The organism is Epilithonimonas sp. (assembly GCF_032055105.1).
Taxonomy (GTDB): Bacteria; Bacteroidota; Bacteroidia; order Flavobacteriales; family Weeksellaceae; genus Epilithonimonas.
This window is the reverse complement of sequence record NZ_DAMBRK010000003.1, coordinates 1-17,336: the sequence shown is the minus strand read 5'-3', so window position 1 is coordinate 17,336 and position 17,336 is coordinate 1. Positions and strand designations below refer to the sequence as shown.

Annotated in this window: 11 protein-coding genes and 2 pseudogenes; 7 read left to right on the top strand and 6 right to left on the bottom strand. The window is 35.3% G+C overall.

The window, feature by feature from the left end:
• Positions 1–6: 6 nt before the first annotated feature.
• From RTY06_RS02890 to RTY06_RS02865, 6 genes and pseudogenes are all read right to left on the bottom strand, one after another.
• Positions 7–663 carry a succinate dehydrogenase cytochrome b subunit gene (locus tag RTY06_RS02890; RefSeq protein WP_312822674.1) on the bottom strand — a complete coding sequence of 219 codons (657 nt, stop codon included), beginning with the start codon at positions 661–663 and terminating at the stop codon, positions 7–9.
• A 16-nt stretch (positions 664–679) separates the two neighbouring features.
• Entirely contained in the window at positions 680–2,110 is a 1,431-nt protein-coding gene (locus RTY06_RS02885) for an anion permease (protein WP_312822673.1), read from the bottom strand.
• A 14-nt stretch (positions 2,111–2,124) separates the two neighbouring features.
• Positions 2,125–3,237 carry a porin gene (locus tag RTY06_RS02880; protein ID WP_312822671.1) on the bottom strand — a complete coding sequence of 371 codons (1,113 nt, stop codon included), beginning with the start codon at positions 3,235–3,237 and terminating at the stop codon, positions 2,125–2,127.
• A gap of 173 nt (positions 3,238–3,410) precedes the next feature.
• Positions 3,411–3,716 (bottom strand): annotated as a pseudogene (locus RTY06_RS02875) (DUF72 domain-containing protein); the annotation flags it as partial.
• Positions 3,717–3,734: 18 nt separating this feature from the next.
• Positions 3,735–4,229, bottom strand: a pseudogene (locus RTY06_RS02870) (transposase); the annotation flags it as partial.
• A 2-nt stretch (positions 4,230–4,231) separates the two neighbouring features.
• Positions 4,232–5,440 (bottom strand): site-specific integrase, encoded by a 1,209-nt coding sequence (locus RTY06_RS02865; protein ID WP_312822669.1) that lies wholly within the window; start codon positions 5,438–5,440, stop codon positions 4,232–4,234.
• A gap of 1,077 nt (positions 5,441–6,517) precedes the next feature.
• On the opposite strand from RTY06_RS02865, the gene RTY06_RS02860 reads away from it, so the two are divergent.
• The 7 genes from RTY06_RS02860 to RTY06_RS02830 all read left to right on the top strand — a co-directional run bounded on the left by RTY06_RS02860 (position 6,518) and on the right by RTY06_RS02830 (position 17,162).
• On the top strand, positions 6,518–7,243 hold the full coding sequence (locus RTY06_RS02860) for an NrtR DNA-binding winged helix domain-containing protein (protein WP_312822668.1): 726 nt from the start codon (positions 6,518–6,520) through the stop codon (positions 7,241–7,243).
• Positions 7,244–7,256: 13 nt separating this feature from the next.
• Positions 7,257–8,741, top strand: coding sequence for a xylulokinase (locus tag RTY06_RS02855; RefSeq protein ID WP_312822666.1), 1,485 nt, complete (start codon positions 7,257–7,259; stop codon positions 8,739–8,741).
• Between the two features lie 112 nt (positions 8,742–8,853).
• The gene (gene xylA, locus RTY06_RS02850; RefSeq protein ID WP_312822664.1) at positions 8,854–10,182 is read left to right on the top strand and encodes a xylose isomerase; all 1,329 of its coding nucleotides are present in this window, start codon (positions 8,854–8,856) and stop codon (positions 10,180–10,182) included.
• Positions 10,183–10,220: 38 nt separating this feature from the next.
• Positions 10,221–13,088, top strand: coding sequence for a SusC/RagA family TonB-linked outer membrane protein (locus RTY06_RS02845; protein ID WP_312822663.1), 2,868 nt, complete (start codon positions 10,221–10,223; stop codon positions 13,086–13,088).
• A gap of 12 nt (positions 13,089–13,100) precedes the next feature.
• Positions 13,101–15,044 (top strand): RagB/SusD family nutrient uptake outer membrane protein, encoded by a 1,944-nt coding sequence (locus tag RTY06_RS02840; protein ID WP_312822661.1) that lies wholly within the window; start codon positions 13,101–13,103, stop codon positions 15,042–15,044.
• A 91-nt stretch (positions 15,045–15,135) separates the two neighbouring features.
• Complete coding sequence (gene uxuA, locus RTY06_RS02835) at positions 15,136–16,299, top strand: mannonate dehydratase (RefSeq protein WP_312822659.1); 1,164 nt, start codon at positions 15,136–15,138, stop codon at positions 16,297–16,299.
• A 47-nt stretch (positions 16,300–16,346) separates the two neighbouring features.
• On the top strand, positions 16,347–17,162 hold the full coding sequence (locus tag RTY06_RS02830; RefSeq protein ID WP_312822657.1) for an SDR family oxidoreductase: 816 nt from the start codon (positions 16,347–16,349) through the stop codon (positions 17,160–17,162).
• Positions 17,163–17,336: the final 174 nt, after the last annotated feature.

Sequence of the window (17,336 nt, the reverse complement as noted above, 5' to 3'; positions counted from 1 at the left end):
CAAAATTTAGCGGTTAGTGAAAAATATATAAATCGGCATTAATGCAAAGCCACAACTTATGATTAATGAATAAGCGATTCCAGCATTTTTAAACCATTTTACAAATTTCGGATGAAATACACCTAAAGTTCTAACTGCACTTTGAATTCCGTGAATCAGGTGATAGCACAATGCAATCATTGATACCACATAAATGAGCACGTACCACCATTCTTTAAAAACGGTTATGACTAAAATGTACAAATCTTTATTTCCGTTATCATCCAAAGGAAGATTACCAAATTTATAGACATACCAAAAATTCTGAAAATGAATTACAAGGAAGATTAAAATCAATGTTCCCAAAATTCCCATATTTCTGGATGCCCATGTACTGGCTCTTTTTCTGTTGTCGGTTCTGTATTTTCCTCCTGATTTCTGATTTTTTATAGTGATGATTAATCCATCCACGGCATGCACGATGATGCTCGTATATAAAACATACGAAACGATTTTTATAATTATATTTCCTGCCAAAAAATGGGAATAGGCATTAAATTGAAGATGAGCCTGCTCCTGCGGTAAAAACAGCTGAAGATTTCCAAGGAAATGAATCAACAGAAAGAAACTAAGGAACAACCCCGTAACGCACATCAGTATTTTTCGTGATAACGTAGACAGCATATTGTATGGTTTATGATTAATAGTACCCTAGAATCTTCATCCACAGACCACCCACGCCCATATAAATGATTAGTAAAACAATTCCTATTTCCAAACCTCTAAGCCACCATTCTTTTAAATCAACATATCCGCTTCCAAAAAATACAGGAGCAGGACCATGACCATAATGGGTTAGAACTCCATAAATTGAACCCAAAAATCCAAGCATCATTGCTAATAACATTGGAGGAATTCCTACGGCAATTCCAACGCTCAATAAGGCTGCATACATTGCTGCTACATGCGCGGTAGCACTTGCGAAAATATAATGGCTAAAAAAGTAAACGAGAATAATAACTGGAAATGCAATGATCCAGGTCATTCCACCAATTTCCATTTTAATCAGATTGCTAAACCATCCAATAAATCCTAGCTCATTAAGAGAGCTGGCCATCATAACAAGCACAGCAAACCATACTATGGTATCCCAAGCTCCTTTTTCTGCTTTGACGTCTTCCCACGTTAAGACTGATGTGAGCAGTAATAGCGTTAAACCGATAAAAGCTGTAGTAGTGGCATCAATTGACAATGCACCACCAAAAATCCAAAGGGCCAACAGAATAAAAAATGCTAATAACATGAGCCATTCATTTTTAGAAATAGGTCCCATTTCTTTTAATTTCTCTGCAGCCATTCTAGGAGCATCTGCGGTTTTCTTTAATTCAGGTGGATATAATTTATACAAGACCAGCGGCACTATAAAGAACGCTACCAATCCTGGTACAAATCCTGCTGCAGCCCAAGACATCCAAGTGATGTTGATTCCCAAGTTGGCAGCGAATTTCTGACACATAGGGTTACTTGCTGTTCCGGTCAAAAACATGGAAGATGCAATAAGATTCATGTAATAACTGTTCAACGTCAAATAAGAACCCAATTTTCTGTGTGTTTCAGGTTTATCGGGAACAGAGTCAAAGCTGATCGCCATGGATTTCATAATAGGGTAGATAATTCCGCCACCTCGTGCGGTATTACTCGGAATTGCCGGAGCCAAACAGACATCGGCTAATCCTAAACCATAAGCCAAGCCTAATGAACTTTTACCGAAAATTCTGATGAAAAGGAAAGCAATTCTGTTTCCAAGTCCTGTTTTGATAAATCCTCTTGCGATAAAGAATGAAATTCCTATCAGCCAAATTACTTTATCTCCAAAACCACTTAATGCCTTGGTAATTGATTTTCCTGCATCTCCCGGAGCAACCACTTGCGTAAGAGCAGTAAAACCTATTGCCATCATGCACATCGTCCCCATTGGAGCAGCCTTTAAGATGATTCCAAGAATTGTGGCTGCAAAAATTGCAAAAAGATGCCATGCATTTTCCGCCACTCCTTGCGGTGCGGGTATAAACCATATTACAAGTGCGACTGCAAAAGTAATTGCAACAGCTTTGATGTTAATTTCTTTCATAATGATTGGTTTTATTAAAATCTACTTTGAACCTGAACAATGAAAAGATTGTTATTGTATTGACTGGTGTTTTCAATGGAATGTTTATAACGGTCGAATTGCATACCTAGTTGAATTCTTGCACCATAGTCTTTTAAAAATTCCAATCCAAACATAGGGGTGATGGTCTGTCTGGGATTTGAATTAAGCCTAAAATTGGTATCCAAATATTCATAACGGCACGATAGTTCAAGTGCGCTGAGATTGTTGTGATTGATTTCGTAACGGAGATGCGGCAAAAAATAAGCACCCCGAATTTGATATTCATCTGGATTTACTGGCCGTAATTCAGGTGCTACAGCAAAATAAAGAGGATGATTTGTTGCCTGTTTTGCTTCAAGCTGCATATCAAAACTCCACTTGGGATTAAAATGAATAAGTGAACTTAGGTCTAGTCCAACGGCATATACCTTTTTGCTCATTACTTCTCCCACACCGCCATTGAGGCCAATATTTAAACCGTATTTTTTCAAAAGTCCAAAAACCAACCTTGTGGAATACTGTTTCCCATTGTCATTGTCATTAATCTGATTTTTACCATTTCCATTGACTACGGAGACTGCATACTGAAAAGGAATATCTCCAAGCTGCAGTTGTCCGGTTGCAGATAAACCAATCTGAAAGCTAGTCCAGCCTAATTTTCCAAACTCTGTATATTGATTTGACCAATCAAAAGACTTAATGATATCAACAGGATAAGTTTCCTCAAGTCCGAACAATGGTCGGAACTGCCCAACAGTAAAGGCTAATTTAGGACTGAAAGTATATTTTAGGTAGGCATTTTCAAGAACTCTTGATTTAGGATCATTCTTAAAGTCTGCGAGATTGGCGAGGACAGCTACTTCGGTATGTTTACTGATTTGAGCGCGCACCTGAACTCTCATGTATTTGATCATGAAATTATTGTCAGTCCCGCTATTATCTAGGTGATGAAGTCCATTAACATCCACATTATCCTTCATACCTACAAGATACCTTGCCTGAAATAATCCCTTGATTTGAAGTTTGGGATAAACTACAGACTCCGCAGGCTTATGGATGGTTTGTGTAGAATCCGGAATCTGAGCTTTTGTAACGGAAAAGAACAATAAGAAATAAATAGGAAGAAACTTTCTTATGGCTAAATAAGTTTTCATATTGCTATCGTGTTTCTTGGTTTTTAAATTTTCCTGAAGATAACTTGGTATCGTTAAGATATGTTAAAGGTAGTCAAATGTTATAAAAATTTCACCTGATTAGGATTAAATATTTAAGAATACTTTCAAAAGTCATAAAAATGAATGTTGAATTTCTCTAGCAAAGCCATGACCTCTTGATTCCACCAAGATCGATCCCGGAATTCCACGACATTCAAAAATCTTTGCTCAACCGTTTGAATTATTCGGCTTAAATTTTCGTCAGAATATTTAAAGGATGGCGGAAGCTGATATAAAAATCCTGCAAGTTTCTCTTGAAGTTCTGAATGAATATGTTCGCAAAACTCACTCGTTTCGATAGAAGTATCCTGAAGACGCATGATGTGCGTAAAGTTTTTTGGAATTTTAATGAAGAATTTGAAATCTACAGGTGTAGTTTGGTGGCACTTTTAAAGGGTTTTATTGGTCGGCCTTCTATAGAATGTGGAATAGATTTCAAGCGAATTTAAATTTTCGGAATAAAATTGCAGGTAATCTCTTGCCGGCAATGCCCAATTATGAATAGGCATCGTCCATTTTTTAGTTGATTCTTTTAGGGCTAAATAAACAGACTTCAAAACCGCATCGTGGGTAGGAAAAGACATTTTATTTTTGGTGTATTTTCCTATTTTTCCGTTCATATTTTCGATTAAATTAGCAGTATATATAATTTTACGAATTTGGATTGGGAAATCAAAAAACACAGTTAATTCATCCCAATTGTTTGTCAAGATTGAATCGCATATAAATATTTACATTCTCATTTTGCTGCAAAATCTGCTAAAGGGCTTTTGCTGCTTCTTTTGTAGGATCGGTGTAGACATATCTCATATCGGCAGAAACACTTTTCTATCTTTCCAAACCACATATTTACAAGCATTTATGATTTGATGAACCAAGCAAATTATTAAAGTAACTGTTCGACAGCACTTTCAATTACCGATGATTCAAGCTCTTTAAGATAAGTTTGCGTTATGGCCACATTCTGGTGCCCCAAAGCTTCTGATATGATATCAGTTGAAACTCCTTTTTGCTTAAGATTTGTAGCAAAACTATGTCTTGCTACATAACTTGTTAATTTAGTTTCTATTTCACATAATTTGGCAATCTTTTGTAAATCATTATTGAACTTTTGAAGTGTTTTATGCTTTCTGTATTCTAACTGCTGTGGAGTACATTTTTCATTCACAATTAAAGGAAAAACATATTTTTTACTCTTCTGTAACTTTTTATAATACAATAATATTTCAGAGATTGGCTGAGTTATTTTGATGACAAAATTTATTTTAGTTTTACTACGCTGATAGTGGATATTATCATCAATAATATCTTTCCATTGAAGTTTCATCATATCGAAAAAGTTCATGCCTCTTGTGTAGTAACTAAATACAAAATAATTTCTGGAATTGATCAGTGTTGGTTCTTTACTCAAATCTAAACTGCGGATCTTTTGAATATTTTCGAATGAGATAGCTCGTTTATTGCTTGCAGCTTTCAATTTTGAAATCTTGTAGCTGTTAAAAGGGTAGTTGTCTTTAAAGGCAACACCCTTAATGATTGCGGTATTGTAAATCGAACGGATAGCGCGCATTCTAACAGCTATGCCGCTGTCTTGAGAACCTCTCGATCTTAAATAGACTTCGTAGTCCATTAAAAGTGCTGGCGTAATGCTTTTAAAATATATTACTTTATTTTCTAAAAAGCCCAAGAATGAAATTTTACACTCTTTATAGTATTTTGCATTCCCAGTTCTTCTAGCCTTGTTCAGACTTTCAACATGATCATCCCAAAATTGATTTACTGAAATTTTATTATCGTTTTTATATTTAAAGAATATCTCTTCGAATTCTTCTATGGATAATGCTTCACCATTACCTAAAGCCGTAGAAAAAATATCTTCCGCTCTGTTCTTTATTTTTATTAAAGCTGCATTTTTCTGAATATATTCAGGATAAGATTTTCTAAACTCTGACTTATTTTCATTCCAATCCGATTTTTCGCAAGCATATCCGATTGAAATTAATTTCCTTTTACGCTCAACTGTAACTCTTAAATATATAGGAAACAGTCCATTAGAAAGCTGTTTGTCTTTTAATGTTATTTTTAAAGTTGCCATACAATTTTATATTTTCTGGGTAACACATAGGTAACACAAATATATAAAAAATAGGAAAAAAAAGGAATTTTAAGTTAGAATAATTTCATTTAAACAATTGTAAATCAATAAAATATACAGTAAGGGAAAATATAGGAAAGTATAAAATTCTGACTCATAATCAGGTGGTCCCTGGTTCGAGCCCAGGTGGGACCACGTAAAAACTCCTTAATACACTGATATTAAGGAGTTTTTTTATGCTCTGCATTACTATTTTGTATAACTCACTCACTTCTTACTTATGTTTAATATCAAAATATTCAAAACTTTCAATCATAGGTAAAAAAAGCTATAAATATCGGATTCAGAATGTAATTCTTAATACTATCTTGAGTTATGACCAACGTATAAGTGTGAAAATAAATGAATTTTGGTCTTTTGATTGAACAACGAATGATTATTAACTGCTTCTTTCGATTTAAGTCAAATAAGATTATATTTTTTCAGGATCTATACTTAGAATTTTAATATCCCCAATATTAGTTATATTTAAAACATGAGCTTTTTCAGCATCGTTATTATCTATAACAACCACAACAACAACCACAACAACAACCACAAAGTTATTTAACCGAAAATCATCGAATAAAATACTGTTGAAAAACTTTAAGATTTATAATATACTTTTCTGCATTTTTCATGAAGTTTAGATCACATTTTAACATTATTTATTATATCAACCACAAAAATGGTGAATACGAATTCAATAATTTTGATAATTTATAAAGTTAAAAAGCATTTTTAACACTTTTTTTTGAAAAAAAATACTAATGTTTTTTTTCTATTCTTATCATATATATGAATTGATTTGTATTTTTTGATATTTAATTAATTTATTGTCTAATAAATTGATATTAATGGGTTTGAAGAATTTTGTATTCGTATAAAGTATGATAACCTTATCATATTTTGTATTCAAATCTTATCATGAAAAATAGATATGTAAATAGTTGATAAGCAGTAAGTAATGAAGAAAATATTTTTTTTTATTCAATTCTATTTTTATATTTGTGATGTTACGTAAATGTTAACACGCTAATGAGCCCAACTTTTATTCATACTTATGTTTCTGTTGACTGTGTTGTTTTTGGTTTCGATCACGAGAACAGACTCAATATTTTGTTGGCGCAAAGGTATCTTGAAGATATGCCAACTGAAAAGCAGAAAAAACTACCTGGAAGTTTAATTTTTAGCGATGAAGATGTAGATGATGCTGCAGAGAGAGTATTACACGAGTTGACGGGAATCAAGAAAATGGTACTTAAACAATTCAAATGTTTTGCAGACCCCAACCGTAGTAGTAATAAGCACGATATACAGTGGATGGATAAAGAGTACAAAGAGAATATTGATAGAATCATTACTGTAGCATATCTATCGCTTTGTAAAATAGATCACAAAATTAATAGCAGCAAGTATGATACTGTTGATTGGTGCCCAATAGACAAAGTTCCGTCGTTACCTTTTGATCATAATCAAATTATCAGAGAGTCATTGGTGGAAATCAGAAAGTGGATTGAATCTGATTTTTCTATCATTTTTGAATTGCTTCCGAAAAAGTTTACAATAAGACAACTTTACCAGCTGTATAATGCAGTAAGTGAGAGAAATATTGATATCAAGAATTTTCATAAAAAGATTTCCTCCTTCAATTACATTATTCCTTTGGATGAGATTGAAACCAATGTAGCACACAGAGCTGCAAGGTATTATAAATTCGATGCCAAAATTTATAAAAAAAATAATAACAAATTAATTAAATAAATCTTCGATAATAATGTATTTGCTAGGATATGATATAGGTAGTTCGTCTGTAAAGGTTTGTCTGATCGAAGCTTCCAGCGGAAAAATTATTGCTTCAGATTTTTCACCAAAAAAAGAAATGAAGATTACAGCAATTCAACCAGGATGGGCAGAGCAAAATCCTTCTGACTGGTGGACCAATCTGAAATTGGCACACGAATCTGTAATATCTCATTCTGGAATAGATCCGGAAGATATCAAAGCTATCGGAATCACTTGGCAGATGCACGGATTGATCTTGGTGGATAAAGACCAAAATATTCTTCGTCCTTCGATTATCTGGTGCGATAGTAGAGCAGTTCCTTATGGTGAGAAGGCGTTCAAAGCTATTGGAGAAGAAAAATGTCTCTCTCATCTTCTTAATTCCCCGGGTAATTTCACAGCTTCGAAAGTGGCTTGGGTAAAGGAGAATGAGCCTGAGCTTTTTGAGAAAATTGATAAAATAATGCTTCCCGGAGATTATATCGCTATGAAACTATCAGGCGAAATTGGAATCACTGTAGAAGGTCTTTCAGAAGGAATCTTTTGGGATTTTAAAAACAATTGTATCTCAGAAGATGTTATTAATTATTATGGAATTCCAAAAAGTTTTTTCCCAGAGATTGTTCCGACTTTCGGAGTTCAAGCAACAGTTTCAGCAGAAGCCGCTCAGGAATTAGGTTTGAAGATAGGAACACCAATTTCTTACAGAGCAGGCGATCAACCAAACAATGCACTTTCACTTAATGTTTTCAATCCGGGAGAAATTGCCTCAACTGCGGGTACATCGGGTGTAGTTTATGGTGTTTTGGATCAATTGGATTATGATAAATTATCAAGGGTCAACACTTTTGCTCACGTTAATCATACCGATGAACAAACAAGATTAGGCGTTTTACTTTGCATTAACGGAACTGGAATTCTGAATTCTTGGCTGAAACACAACTTTGCAACATCATTATCCTCTTACGGAGATATGAATGACTTAGCATCGCTTTCACCGATTGGTTCTAAAGGTCTTAGTATTATTCCGTTTGGTAACGGAGCAGAGAGAGTTTTGGAAAATAAAGAAACAGATTGTTCTATCCACGGAATCAACTTTAACATTCATTCCAAAGGTGATATTCTGCGTGCTGCACAAGAAGGAATTGTTTTCTCTTACGAGTACGGAATGGACATTATGAGACATATGGGAATGGATATCCAAGTCGTAAAAGCAGGAAATGCCAATATGTTTTTGAGTTCTATATTCCGTCAGACCTTGGCAAGTGTAAGTAATGTTACAATAGAACTTTATGATACAGATGGAGCTGTTGGTGCAGCCAGAGCCGCAGGAATGGGAATCGGTTTCTATGCAGATTCCAAAGAAGCTTTCTCATCATTAGAAAAAATAGCAGTTATAGAACCAGAACACGAGAAAAGAGAGCAATATCTAGAAGCTTATCACAGATGGGGTAATCACCTAAGGCAAATCGTTTAAATCCAATTCATTAACAATAATTATTTTACTCGCTGAGAGTCAAAAAAATCAGTGAGAATGTTATTCCTACGCCTAATTTTAAAAAAATAATTAAATATATAAATCAAAAATTATGAACATTTTAAAAGGAACTAAAGAGTTTTTTTCAGGTATTGAGCAGATCAAATTTGAAGGGAAAGAAAGCAGAAATCCAATGGCTTTCCGCTACTATGAAGCGGATAAAGTTGTGATGGGAAAACCAATGAAAGAATGGATGCGTTTCGCAATGGCTTGGTGGCATACACTATGTGCAGATGGTAGCGATCCATTTGGTGGCCGAACTATTCATCATCCTTGGAATATTGGAAATGATGCCGTTTCCAGAGCAAAATATAAGATGGATGCAGGTTTCGAGTTTATGACCAAAATCGGTTTCGAATATTACTGTTTCCACGATGTAGATTTGGTTGATGCAGGGAATAGCTGGAAAGAATACGAATCTAATCTTCAAGCGATTGTAGAATATGCTAAAGAAAAGCAAGCAGCTTCTGGAATCAAATTGCTTTGGGGAACTGCCAACGTTTTTTCTCACGAGAGATATATGAACGGCGCTTCTACCAATCCAAACTTTGATGTGGTAGCTTGCGCAGGAACTCAAGTTAAAAACGCTATTGATGCAACAATCGCTCTTGGCGGAGAAAATTATGTTTTCTGGGGCGGAAGAGAAGGTTATATGAGTCTTCTTAACACAGATATGAAACGTGAGAAAGAGCATTTAGCTAAATTCTTGACAATTTCTCGTGATTATGCTAGAAGTCAAGGTTTCACAGGTAATTTCTTGATAGAACCAAAACCAATGGAACCTACAAAGCACCAGTATGACTACGATGCTGAAACAGTAATTGGTTTCTTGAGACATTACGGATTGGATAAAGATTTTAAATTGAATCTTGAAGTGAATCACGCAACTTTAGCTGGTCATACTTTCGAGCACGATCTTCAAGCAGCAGTTGATGCTGGAATGTTAGGAAGTATTGATGCCAACCGTGGTGATAATCAGAATGGTTGGGATACAGATCAATTCCCGATTGATTACTACGACTTAGCACAAGCTTGGTTAGCAATTATTCCTGGTGGAGGATTAGGAACAGGAGGCGTGAACTTCGATGCAAAAATCAGAAGAAACTCTATAGATGCAGACGATTTGTTTATTTCTCATATTTCTGGAATGGATGTTTTTGCAAAAGGACTTTTGGTAGCAGCAGATATCCTTGAAAAATCAGATTATAACAAATTAAGAACAGAACGATATTCATCATTTGATAGTGGAAATGGGAAAGCTTTTGAAGAAGGAAAATTATCATTGCAAGATCTTCAAAAATTGGCGCACGAATTAGGAGAACCTCAACCGAAAAGCGGTAAGCAGGAGCTATTCGAAGCGATTGTAAATATGTACATCTAGTACAATAGCTTTTACTAACACTCAAACAAACAAAAATTATGAATAGATTTAATTTTGCCAAAAATAAAGCTGCAATTTTCTTTGCAATGGCTTTATTGCCTTCTGGCCTTGTTTATTCTCAAACTACCAATGATACTGTTGCAAATAGTGAAAAGAAGATAGAAGAGGTTGTAGTTATTGGATATGGTAAACAGAGAAAAGAGTCTGTAACAGGATCTGTGGTTTCTGTAAAAGGAGATGTGATGAGGGAAGTTCCATCGTCTAATATCAGCCAGGCTTTGCAGGGTAGAGCGGCTGGTGTGGATATTTCTCAGACGTCTAGTAAACCAGGTGCACCTATGCAGATTAGAATTAGAGGAACACGTTCTCTTACTGGGAATAATGATCCTTTGATTGTATTGGACGGGATTCCTTTTCAGGGTTCATTAGCTGATATTAGTCCTAATGATATCCAAAGCTTGGATATCTTGAAAGATGCTTCTGCAACAGCTATTTATGGCTCAAGAGGAGCTAATGGGGTTATCATTGTAACTTCTAAAGCTGGTAGAAAGAGACAAAAAGCAACTTTTTCATATAATACTTTTACAGGACTTTCTGAGGTTTTCTCAAAATATCCGATGATGAATAATGAAAAGTTCAACAAGCTTCGTGCAGATGCCGGTCTTTTTACGCAACCGGGTGTAGATGAGGTAGATAATACTGTTAATACAGATTGGCAAGATCTTCTTTACAAAAAAGGAATTACTACAAACCACGATGTTGGTATTGCTGGTGGTTCTGAGAAAGGAGCTTATAACTTCGGATTCAGCTATTACAACGAAAAATCTGTTTTGCCAGGACAAGGTTTTGAAAGATTAAATTTCCGAGGAAGTTTAGATCAGGAATTAGGCAAATACTTTAAAGTAGGAATGTCATCCAACAATGCTTATACTGTTAACAAAGGTTCTAATCTTGGAATAGGTAATGCATTAAGTAATACTCCTATTGCTAATCCGTATAATGCAGACGGAACTTTGAAAGAGAGAGTAGAGATGGCAAATGACATCCAATATGTTACTACTAGAGCTAGCATAGAAAGATTGGGTGACGCTTGGATAGATAAAGAGATTTCATTCAGCTCTTATAACAATTTATATGGAGAATTTAATTTCCCTTGGATAAAAGGACTTAAATTCAGAACTAATGTTGGTCTTAACTTCAAAACATCCAATTCTGGATCATATACAGGTCAAGGCATTTTCAGTTCAGATCCTAACAATCTTTCAACAGCATCCATTGGAAATTCTTTGATGACACATTGGGTTAATGAGAATATCCTGAGCTATGACAGAACATTTGCTGATAAACATAAAGTAAGCGTAGTAGCATTGCAATCACAGGAACAAAGAAAATTCAATAGTTCTTATATCACAGCTAGAGATATTCCAACAGACGCTTTTCAGTTTTATAACTTAGGTCAGGCCGAGGGAGAAATAACTATAAATCCAAGTAATCAAGGTTACCAAGTTTGGGGACTGAGTTCTTGGATGGGTCGTGTGATGTATGAGTATGATGGACGTTATATGTTTTCTGCTTCTATCAGAGGAGATGGTTCTTCCAGATTATCGCCAGGATATCAATGGCATACATACAATGCATTTTCTGCTGGTTGGAATGTCGCGAATGAATCATTCTTAAGAGATTCCAAATATATTAACCAATTAAAATTACGCTTCGGTTATGGTGGAACAGCTAATCAAGCTGTAAATCCTTACCAAACCTTAGGACAATTAACACCAACGCCGTATAATTTTGGTGAGTATTACACGATTGGTTATAATGGAAACAGATTACCAAATCCAAAATTGGGATGGGAATATTCTGAAACTTTAAATTATGGTTTGGACTTTGGCTTATTTAATAATAGAATTTCCGGTACTTTCGAATATTACATAACCAATACCAAAGATTTACTTTTGGACTTAAGGTTGCCAGCAACTTCTGGTGCTGATGTAATCTTGTCAAATGTAGGATCTACACGAAATAGAGGTTTTGAATTATCGCTTAACGGAAGTATTATTAATGGACAAGATTTCAGTTGGGATTTAGGGTTTAATTTAGCTGCTAATAGGAATAAAATTACTTCTTTAGCCTCTGGTGCAACAAGAGATGAAACCAATTGGTGGTTTGTAGGACATTCTATTAATTCAATTTATGATTACCAATATCAGGGGCTTTGGCAAAATGGTGATCCTTATTTGGATATCTTGGAGCCAGGTGGTAATGTCGGAATGATTAAAGTTCTTTACACAGGCGATTATAATGCAGATGGAACACCGGTAAGAGCTGTAAATGCATCAGATAGGCAAATCATTAATACTGATCCAGATTTTACAGGAGGTTTCAATACAAGATTAGCTTATAAAAATTGGGATTTGAGTATTGTAGGAGCATTCAAAAGCGGAGGCGTTTTAATCAGTACACTTTATGGAAATACTGGTTATCTGAATATGCTGAGTGGTAGAAGAAATAACGTAGATGTAGATTACTGGACAGAAGAAAATCCAAACGTAAGATATCCAAAACCAGGAGGTATCCAGAGTAGTAATAACCCAAAGTATGGAAGTACTTTAGCATTATTTGATGCTTCTTATCTTAAAATCAGAACAATCACTATTGGTTATAATTTTGATCAAGAAATTTTCAAAAAAGCTGGAATTACGAAATTAAGATTATATGCCACTGTTACCAATCCATTTGTATTCTTCTCACCTTATCACGACGAATCTGGGATGGATCCGGAGACAAATTCATATGGTAATGAAAATCAAGCTGTTAATGATGTTTACAAAAATAGATTTCTTACAGTGGGTAGCAGCACACCATCTATACGTAACTATATGATTGGTCTTAATTTAACATTCTAAAAATTGTTCAAAATGAAAAAATTCAGAATAAATATAGCAGTCAAAGCAGTTTTGGCAACATTGGTTTTATCAAGCTGCGCAAAAGATTTATTGGAAGAAACACCTCGTGGTACTTTTACATCGGCTTATTTTGAAACCGAGGAAGGTGTTTTAGGAGGGATCACATTTATGTATGCTAACCTTAGAAATATCTATGGTAACGGTTATTGGCTGAACGCTACAGAAACTGGAACTGATGAATATACTTACGGTCACGGAGCAGATGGAAACTACAAGGATATGGATCTCTCGGGTGTAGGTCAATTAACACCTGCCAGCAGTAGGTCAGATGTTTTATGGAACAATGCATTCAAATCTATTAATACATCTAATGGAGTTCTTGAAAAAGGAGGGCAGTTCAATATTTCCAACAGCTTACTTGCAGAAGCGAGATTTTTTAGAGGTTTTATGTACTTTAATTTAGTTCAGACTTTTGGTGGAGTTCCTTTGGATCTTGGATCAGGAGAATTAGCTTTTAATAATAGTACAATAAGAGCTTCAAAGCGTAATACAGTTTCTGAGGTCTATACAAAAGCCATTTTTCCAGATTTGATAAAAGCAATCGAAGATCTCCCAGCAGCTCCACGTGTAACTGGAGGAGTTACAAAAACTTTGGCTAGATTATATTTAGCAAAGGCTTATTTAACTTACGGTTGGTGGTTGCAAAATCCAAACAATATACCAACATATCCAGAAACATCCCGAACTGATCCCAACGGACAGAATGCACAATGGTATTTCCAGAATGCTTATAATATTGCTTTGGAAGGAATTAATAGTCCAGGTAGTTACGCATTACAGCCAACTTATTATGATGTAAACGTTGGTTCAAACGATCGTCATAGTGAAATGATGTTGTATGCAGATCACACCGAGAATAGCGAATATTTTGATGGTTCAAGTGCTTCTTATAATACAGGGTCTTCTCCTGGGAACTTTGCAATGTGGATGACTACTTGGGATTATACGTTCTTAGAAAGTTCTTCAGACGCTGCTTGGACGGGGGCAAAAGTAAGAACTGTTCAAAGAGAATCAGCACAAGCCTACGGAAGACCTTGGAAATGTATGGCTCCACCAATTGAAGTTGTTAAAAACACTTTTGCAGATAAAGTGAATGACTCTAGATATGATGGAACTTTTGTAACTACTTTTAGATCCAATTGGAACAAAGCAGGAATTACAACCAATACATTGTATGGAGCCAATGGCTTACCGGTGCAAGTTGGAAGTGCAATTCTTTCTTTTTTGGATGATGAACCAGCAACAACTATAGATTATTCTAATTCTCTTTACAAAAGTAATGTTGGAGCAGGGGTAATTCCTGGAAGAGCTGATTTTGTAATCTCACCAAATGGGATCAACAGATATGCTTATCTTAACTTATGGAAGATTGGGTATTACAGATCTTCATACACTGGTTTAGGTCAGCCTAATGGAGGAAATCCAAGACCTTTCCCAATTGCTAAGTTTTCAGAACTATATTTCGTAGCGGCAGAGGCGGCAGTGAAGGGAGCAACTGGAGCTAGCAGTGCAAGAGATTTGATTAATGTAATTAGAGCTAGAGCAGGTAAGTGGAGATGGAACAACAATGGAAATATAGCTAAAGTTGAAGACAATAGTGCTGTTATGAAAGCTGCAACACCTGCGGTAATTACTATTGATTATATCTTGGCGGAAAGATCAAGAGAGTATTTTGGAGAAGGTTATAGATGGTTTGATTTAGTAAGAACTCAGAAATGGGGAGAGTTGGCTAAGTCCTACACAATTGGAGGTACTGCTCTTACAGATCATACACCAAAAGTTTATAACAGAACAATTCCTAACTATTTATATCTAAGACCTATTCCTCAAGGGCAAATGGATGCGATGGAGCTAAGTCCAAGCGAATTAGCAGCTTATCAAAATCCTGGATATTAATTTTTAAAAAATTTTACATTCATATCAATCAAGAACAAAGTAGATGTAGCTTTTACATCTGCTTTGTTTAATGATTATCAATAAAATAATTATGGAAAAAACTTGGCGCTGGTTCGGTAAAAAAGACAAAATTACTTTAAGTATGCTACGTCAAATAGGAGTAGAAGGAATTGTTTCTGCTTTACACGACATCAAGAATGGAGATGTTTGGTCATTAGATGCAATCACAGAATATAAAAGTCATATAGAAATTCACGGTCTTCGCTGGTCGGTTGTAGAAAGTCTTCCGGTAATGGAAGCTATCAAATATGGAGGCGCAGACAGAGATTCTCTTATAGAAAAGTATATTCTAAGCTTAGAAAATCTTGGCAAAGCAAGCATCACGACTGTTTGTTACAATTTTATGCCGGTTTTAGATTGGGCGAGAACTGATCTTTATTACCAATGGAAAGATGGTTCTTCATCATTATATTTTGATAAGACCAAGTTTGCTTATTTCGAGATTTATATCCTTGAAAGAGAAGGTGCTAAAAATGACTATTCTGATGAAATTTTAGCTAAAGTTGAAGAACTTAAATCTAAAATTACAGAAGATGATAAAAATGATTTGATAGATTCTGTCATTGTTAAAACTCAGGGTTTTGTCAACGGAAATATTTCCGAAGAAGATCAAAATCCGGTTCGGAAGTTCAAAGCTTTATTAGCATTATATGACGGAATCGATAAAAATCAGCTTCGAGAGAATATGAAGTATTTCCTCGAAAAAATAATGCCTGTCTGTGAACAATACGGAATCCAAATGTGTGTCCATCCAGACGATCCGCCATTTTCATTATTAGGTTTACCGAGAATCGTAACGAATGAAGAAGACATCGATTGGTTTTTAAATGCAGTCGATAATCCTCACAACGGATTGACTTTCTGTACAGGTTCGTTAAGTGCAGGATTGCAAAATGATGTTCCAAAATTAGCTCAAAAATACGCTTCCCGAACCAAGTTTGTCCATCTTAGAAGTACCAATGTTTTTGATAATGGAGATTTCATAGAAGCGAATCATTTGGAAGGTAGAGGAAAATTAATTGAAGTCATTAAAATCTTCGAAAAAGAAAATCCAAGCTTACCAATGCGTGTCGACCACGGCAGATTGTTGACAGATGATATCGATAAAGGTTACAATCCAGGTTATTCGTTTTTGGGAAGAATGCTTGCTCTAGGTCAAATCGAGGGCGTAATGGCAGCTGTCAATTACAAGTAGAAATAAAGAACCCAAAGGGTTCAACATCCAATCATTAATTATTAAAAATGAAAAACATTTTCAGCATAAAAGATAAAGTAGCAGTCATCACCGGCGCTTCCGGCGTTTTAGGAGGAAGTCTTGCCAAAAGCTTCATAGAAGCCGGAGCAAAAATCGTGGCTTTAGGAAGAAATCAGGAAACTCTTGATGCTCGTGTGAAAGAATTAACAGATTTAGGCGGAGAAGCTTTCGCAGTAGAAGCCAACGTGATGAATGTCGAAAGCCTTGAGTCAGCTTCAAAAAAAATCATTGAAAAATATGGTAAGATTGATATTCTGCTCAATATCGCAGGAGGTAATATTCCGTCTGCAACACTTTCTCCAGAGCAGTCTTTTCTGGATATGAAAATGGAAGCTTGGGATGAGGTGACCAATCTTAATATCAATGGAACGGTTTACCCAAGTTTTGTTTTCGGAAAAGCGATGGTGGAAAATGGCGGTGGAAGTATTGTGAATATTTCTTCAATGGCAGCTTATTCGGCGATTACGAGAGTAGCGGGATATTCTGCGGCAAAGTCAGCGATTACCAATTTTACACAATGGCTGGCTTCGGATTTGGCTTTAAAATATGGCGATAAAATCCGTGTGAATGCGATTGCTCCGGGATTTTTCATCGGTGACCAAAATAGAGCCATTCTCTTGAATCCAGACGGTTCGCTCACGGACAGAAGTAAAAAAGTCATTGCAAAAACGCCGATGGGACGTTTCGGTGATGCAGAAGAACTGAATGGCGCTGTACAATTTTTATGTTCAGAGGCTGCAAGTTTTATTACAGGCGCTTTACTGCCTATTGATGGTGGTTTTAGTGCTTTTAGTGGCGTATAATTTTTCTTTAATATTTTATATATTACCCGTAGTGCATTATAAAAAAGGTTACTCATAATACGAAAATTTCGTATATTGTATTGACTACCAATCTAATACATGATGAATAACCTAGATGTAATTTACGATTTTATTTTAAAGGAATTAAGAAAATTAACCATCAAAGAAAATTTT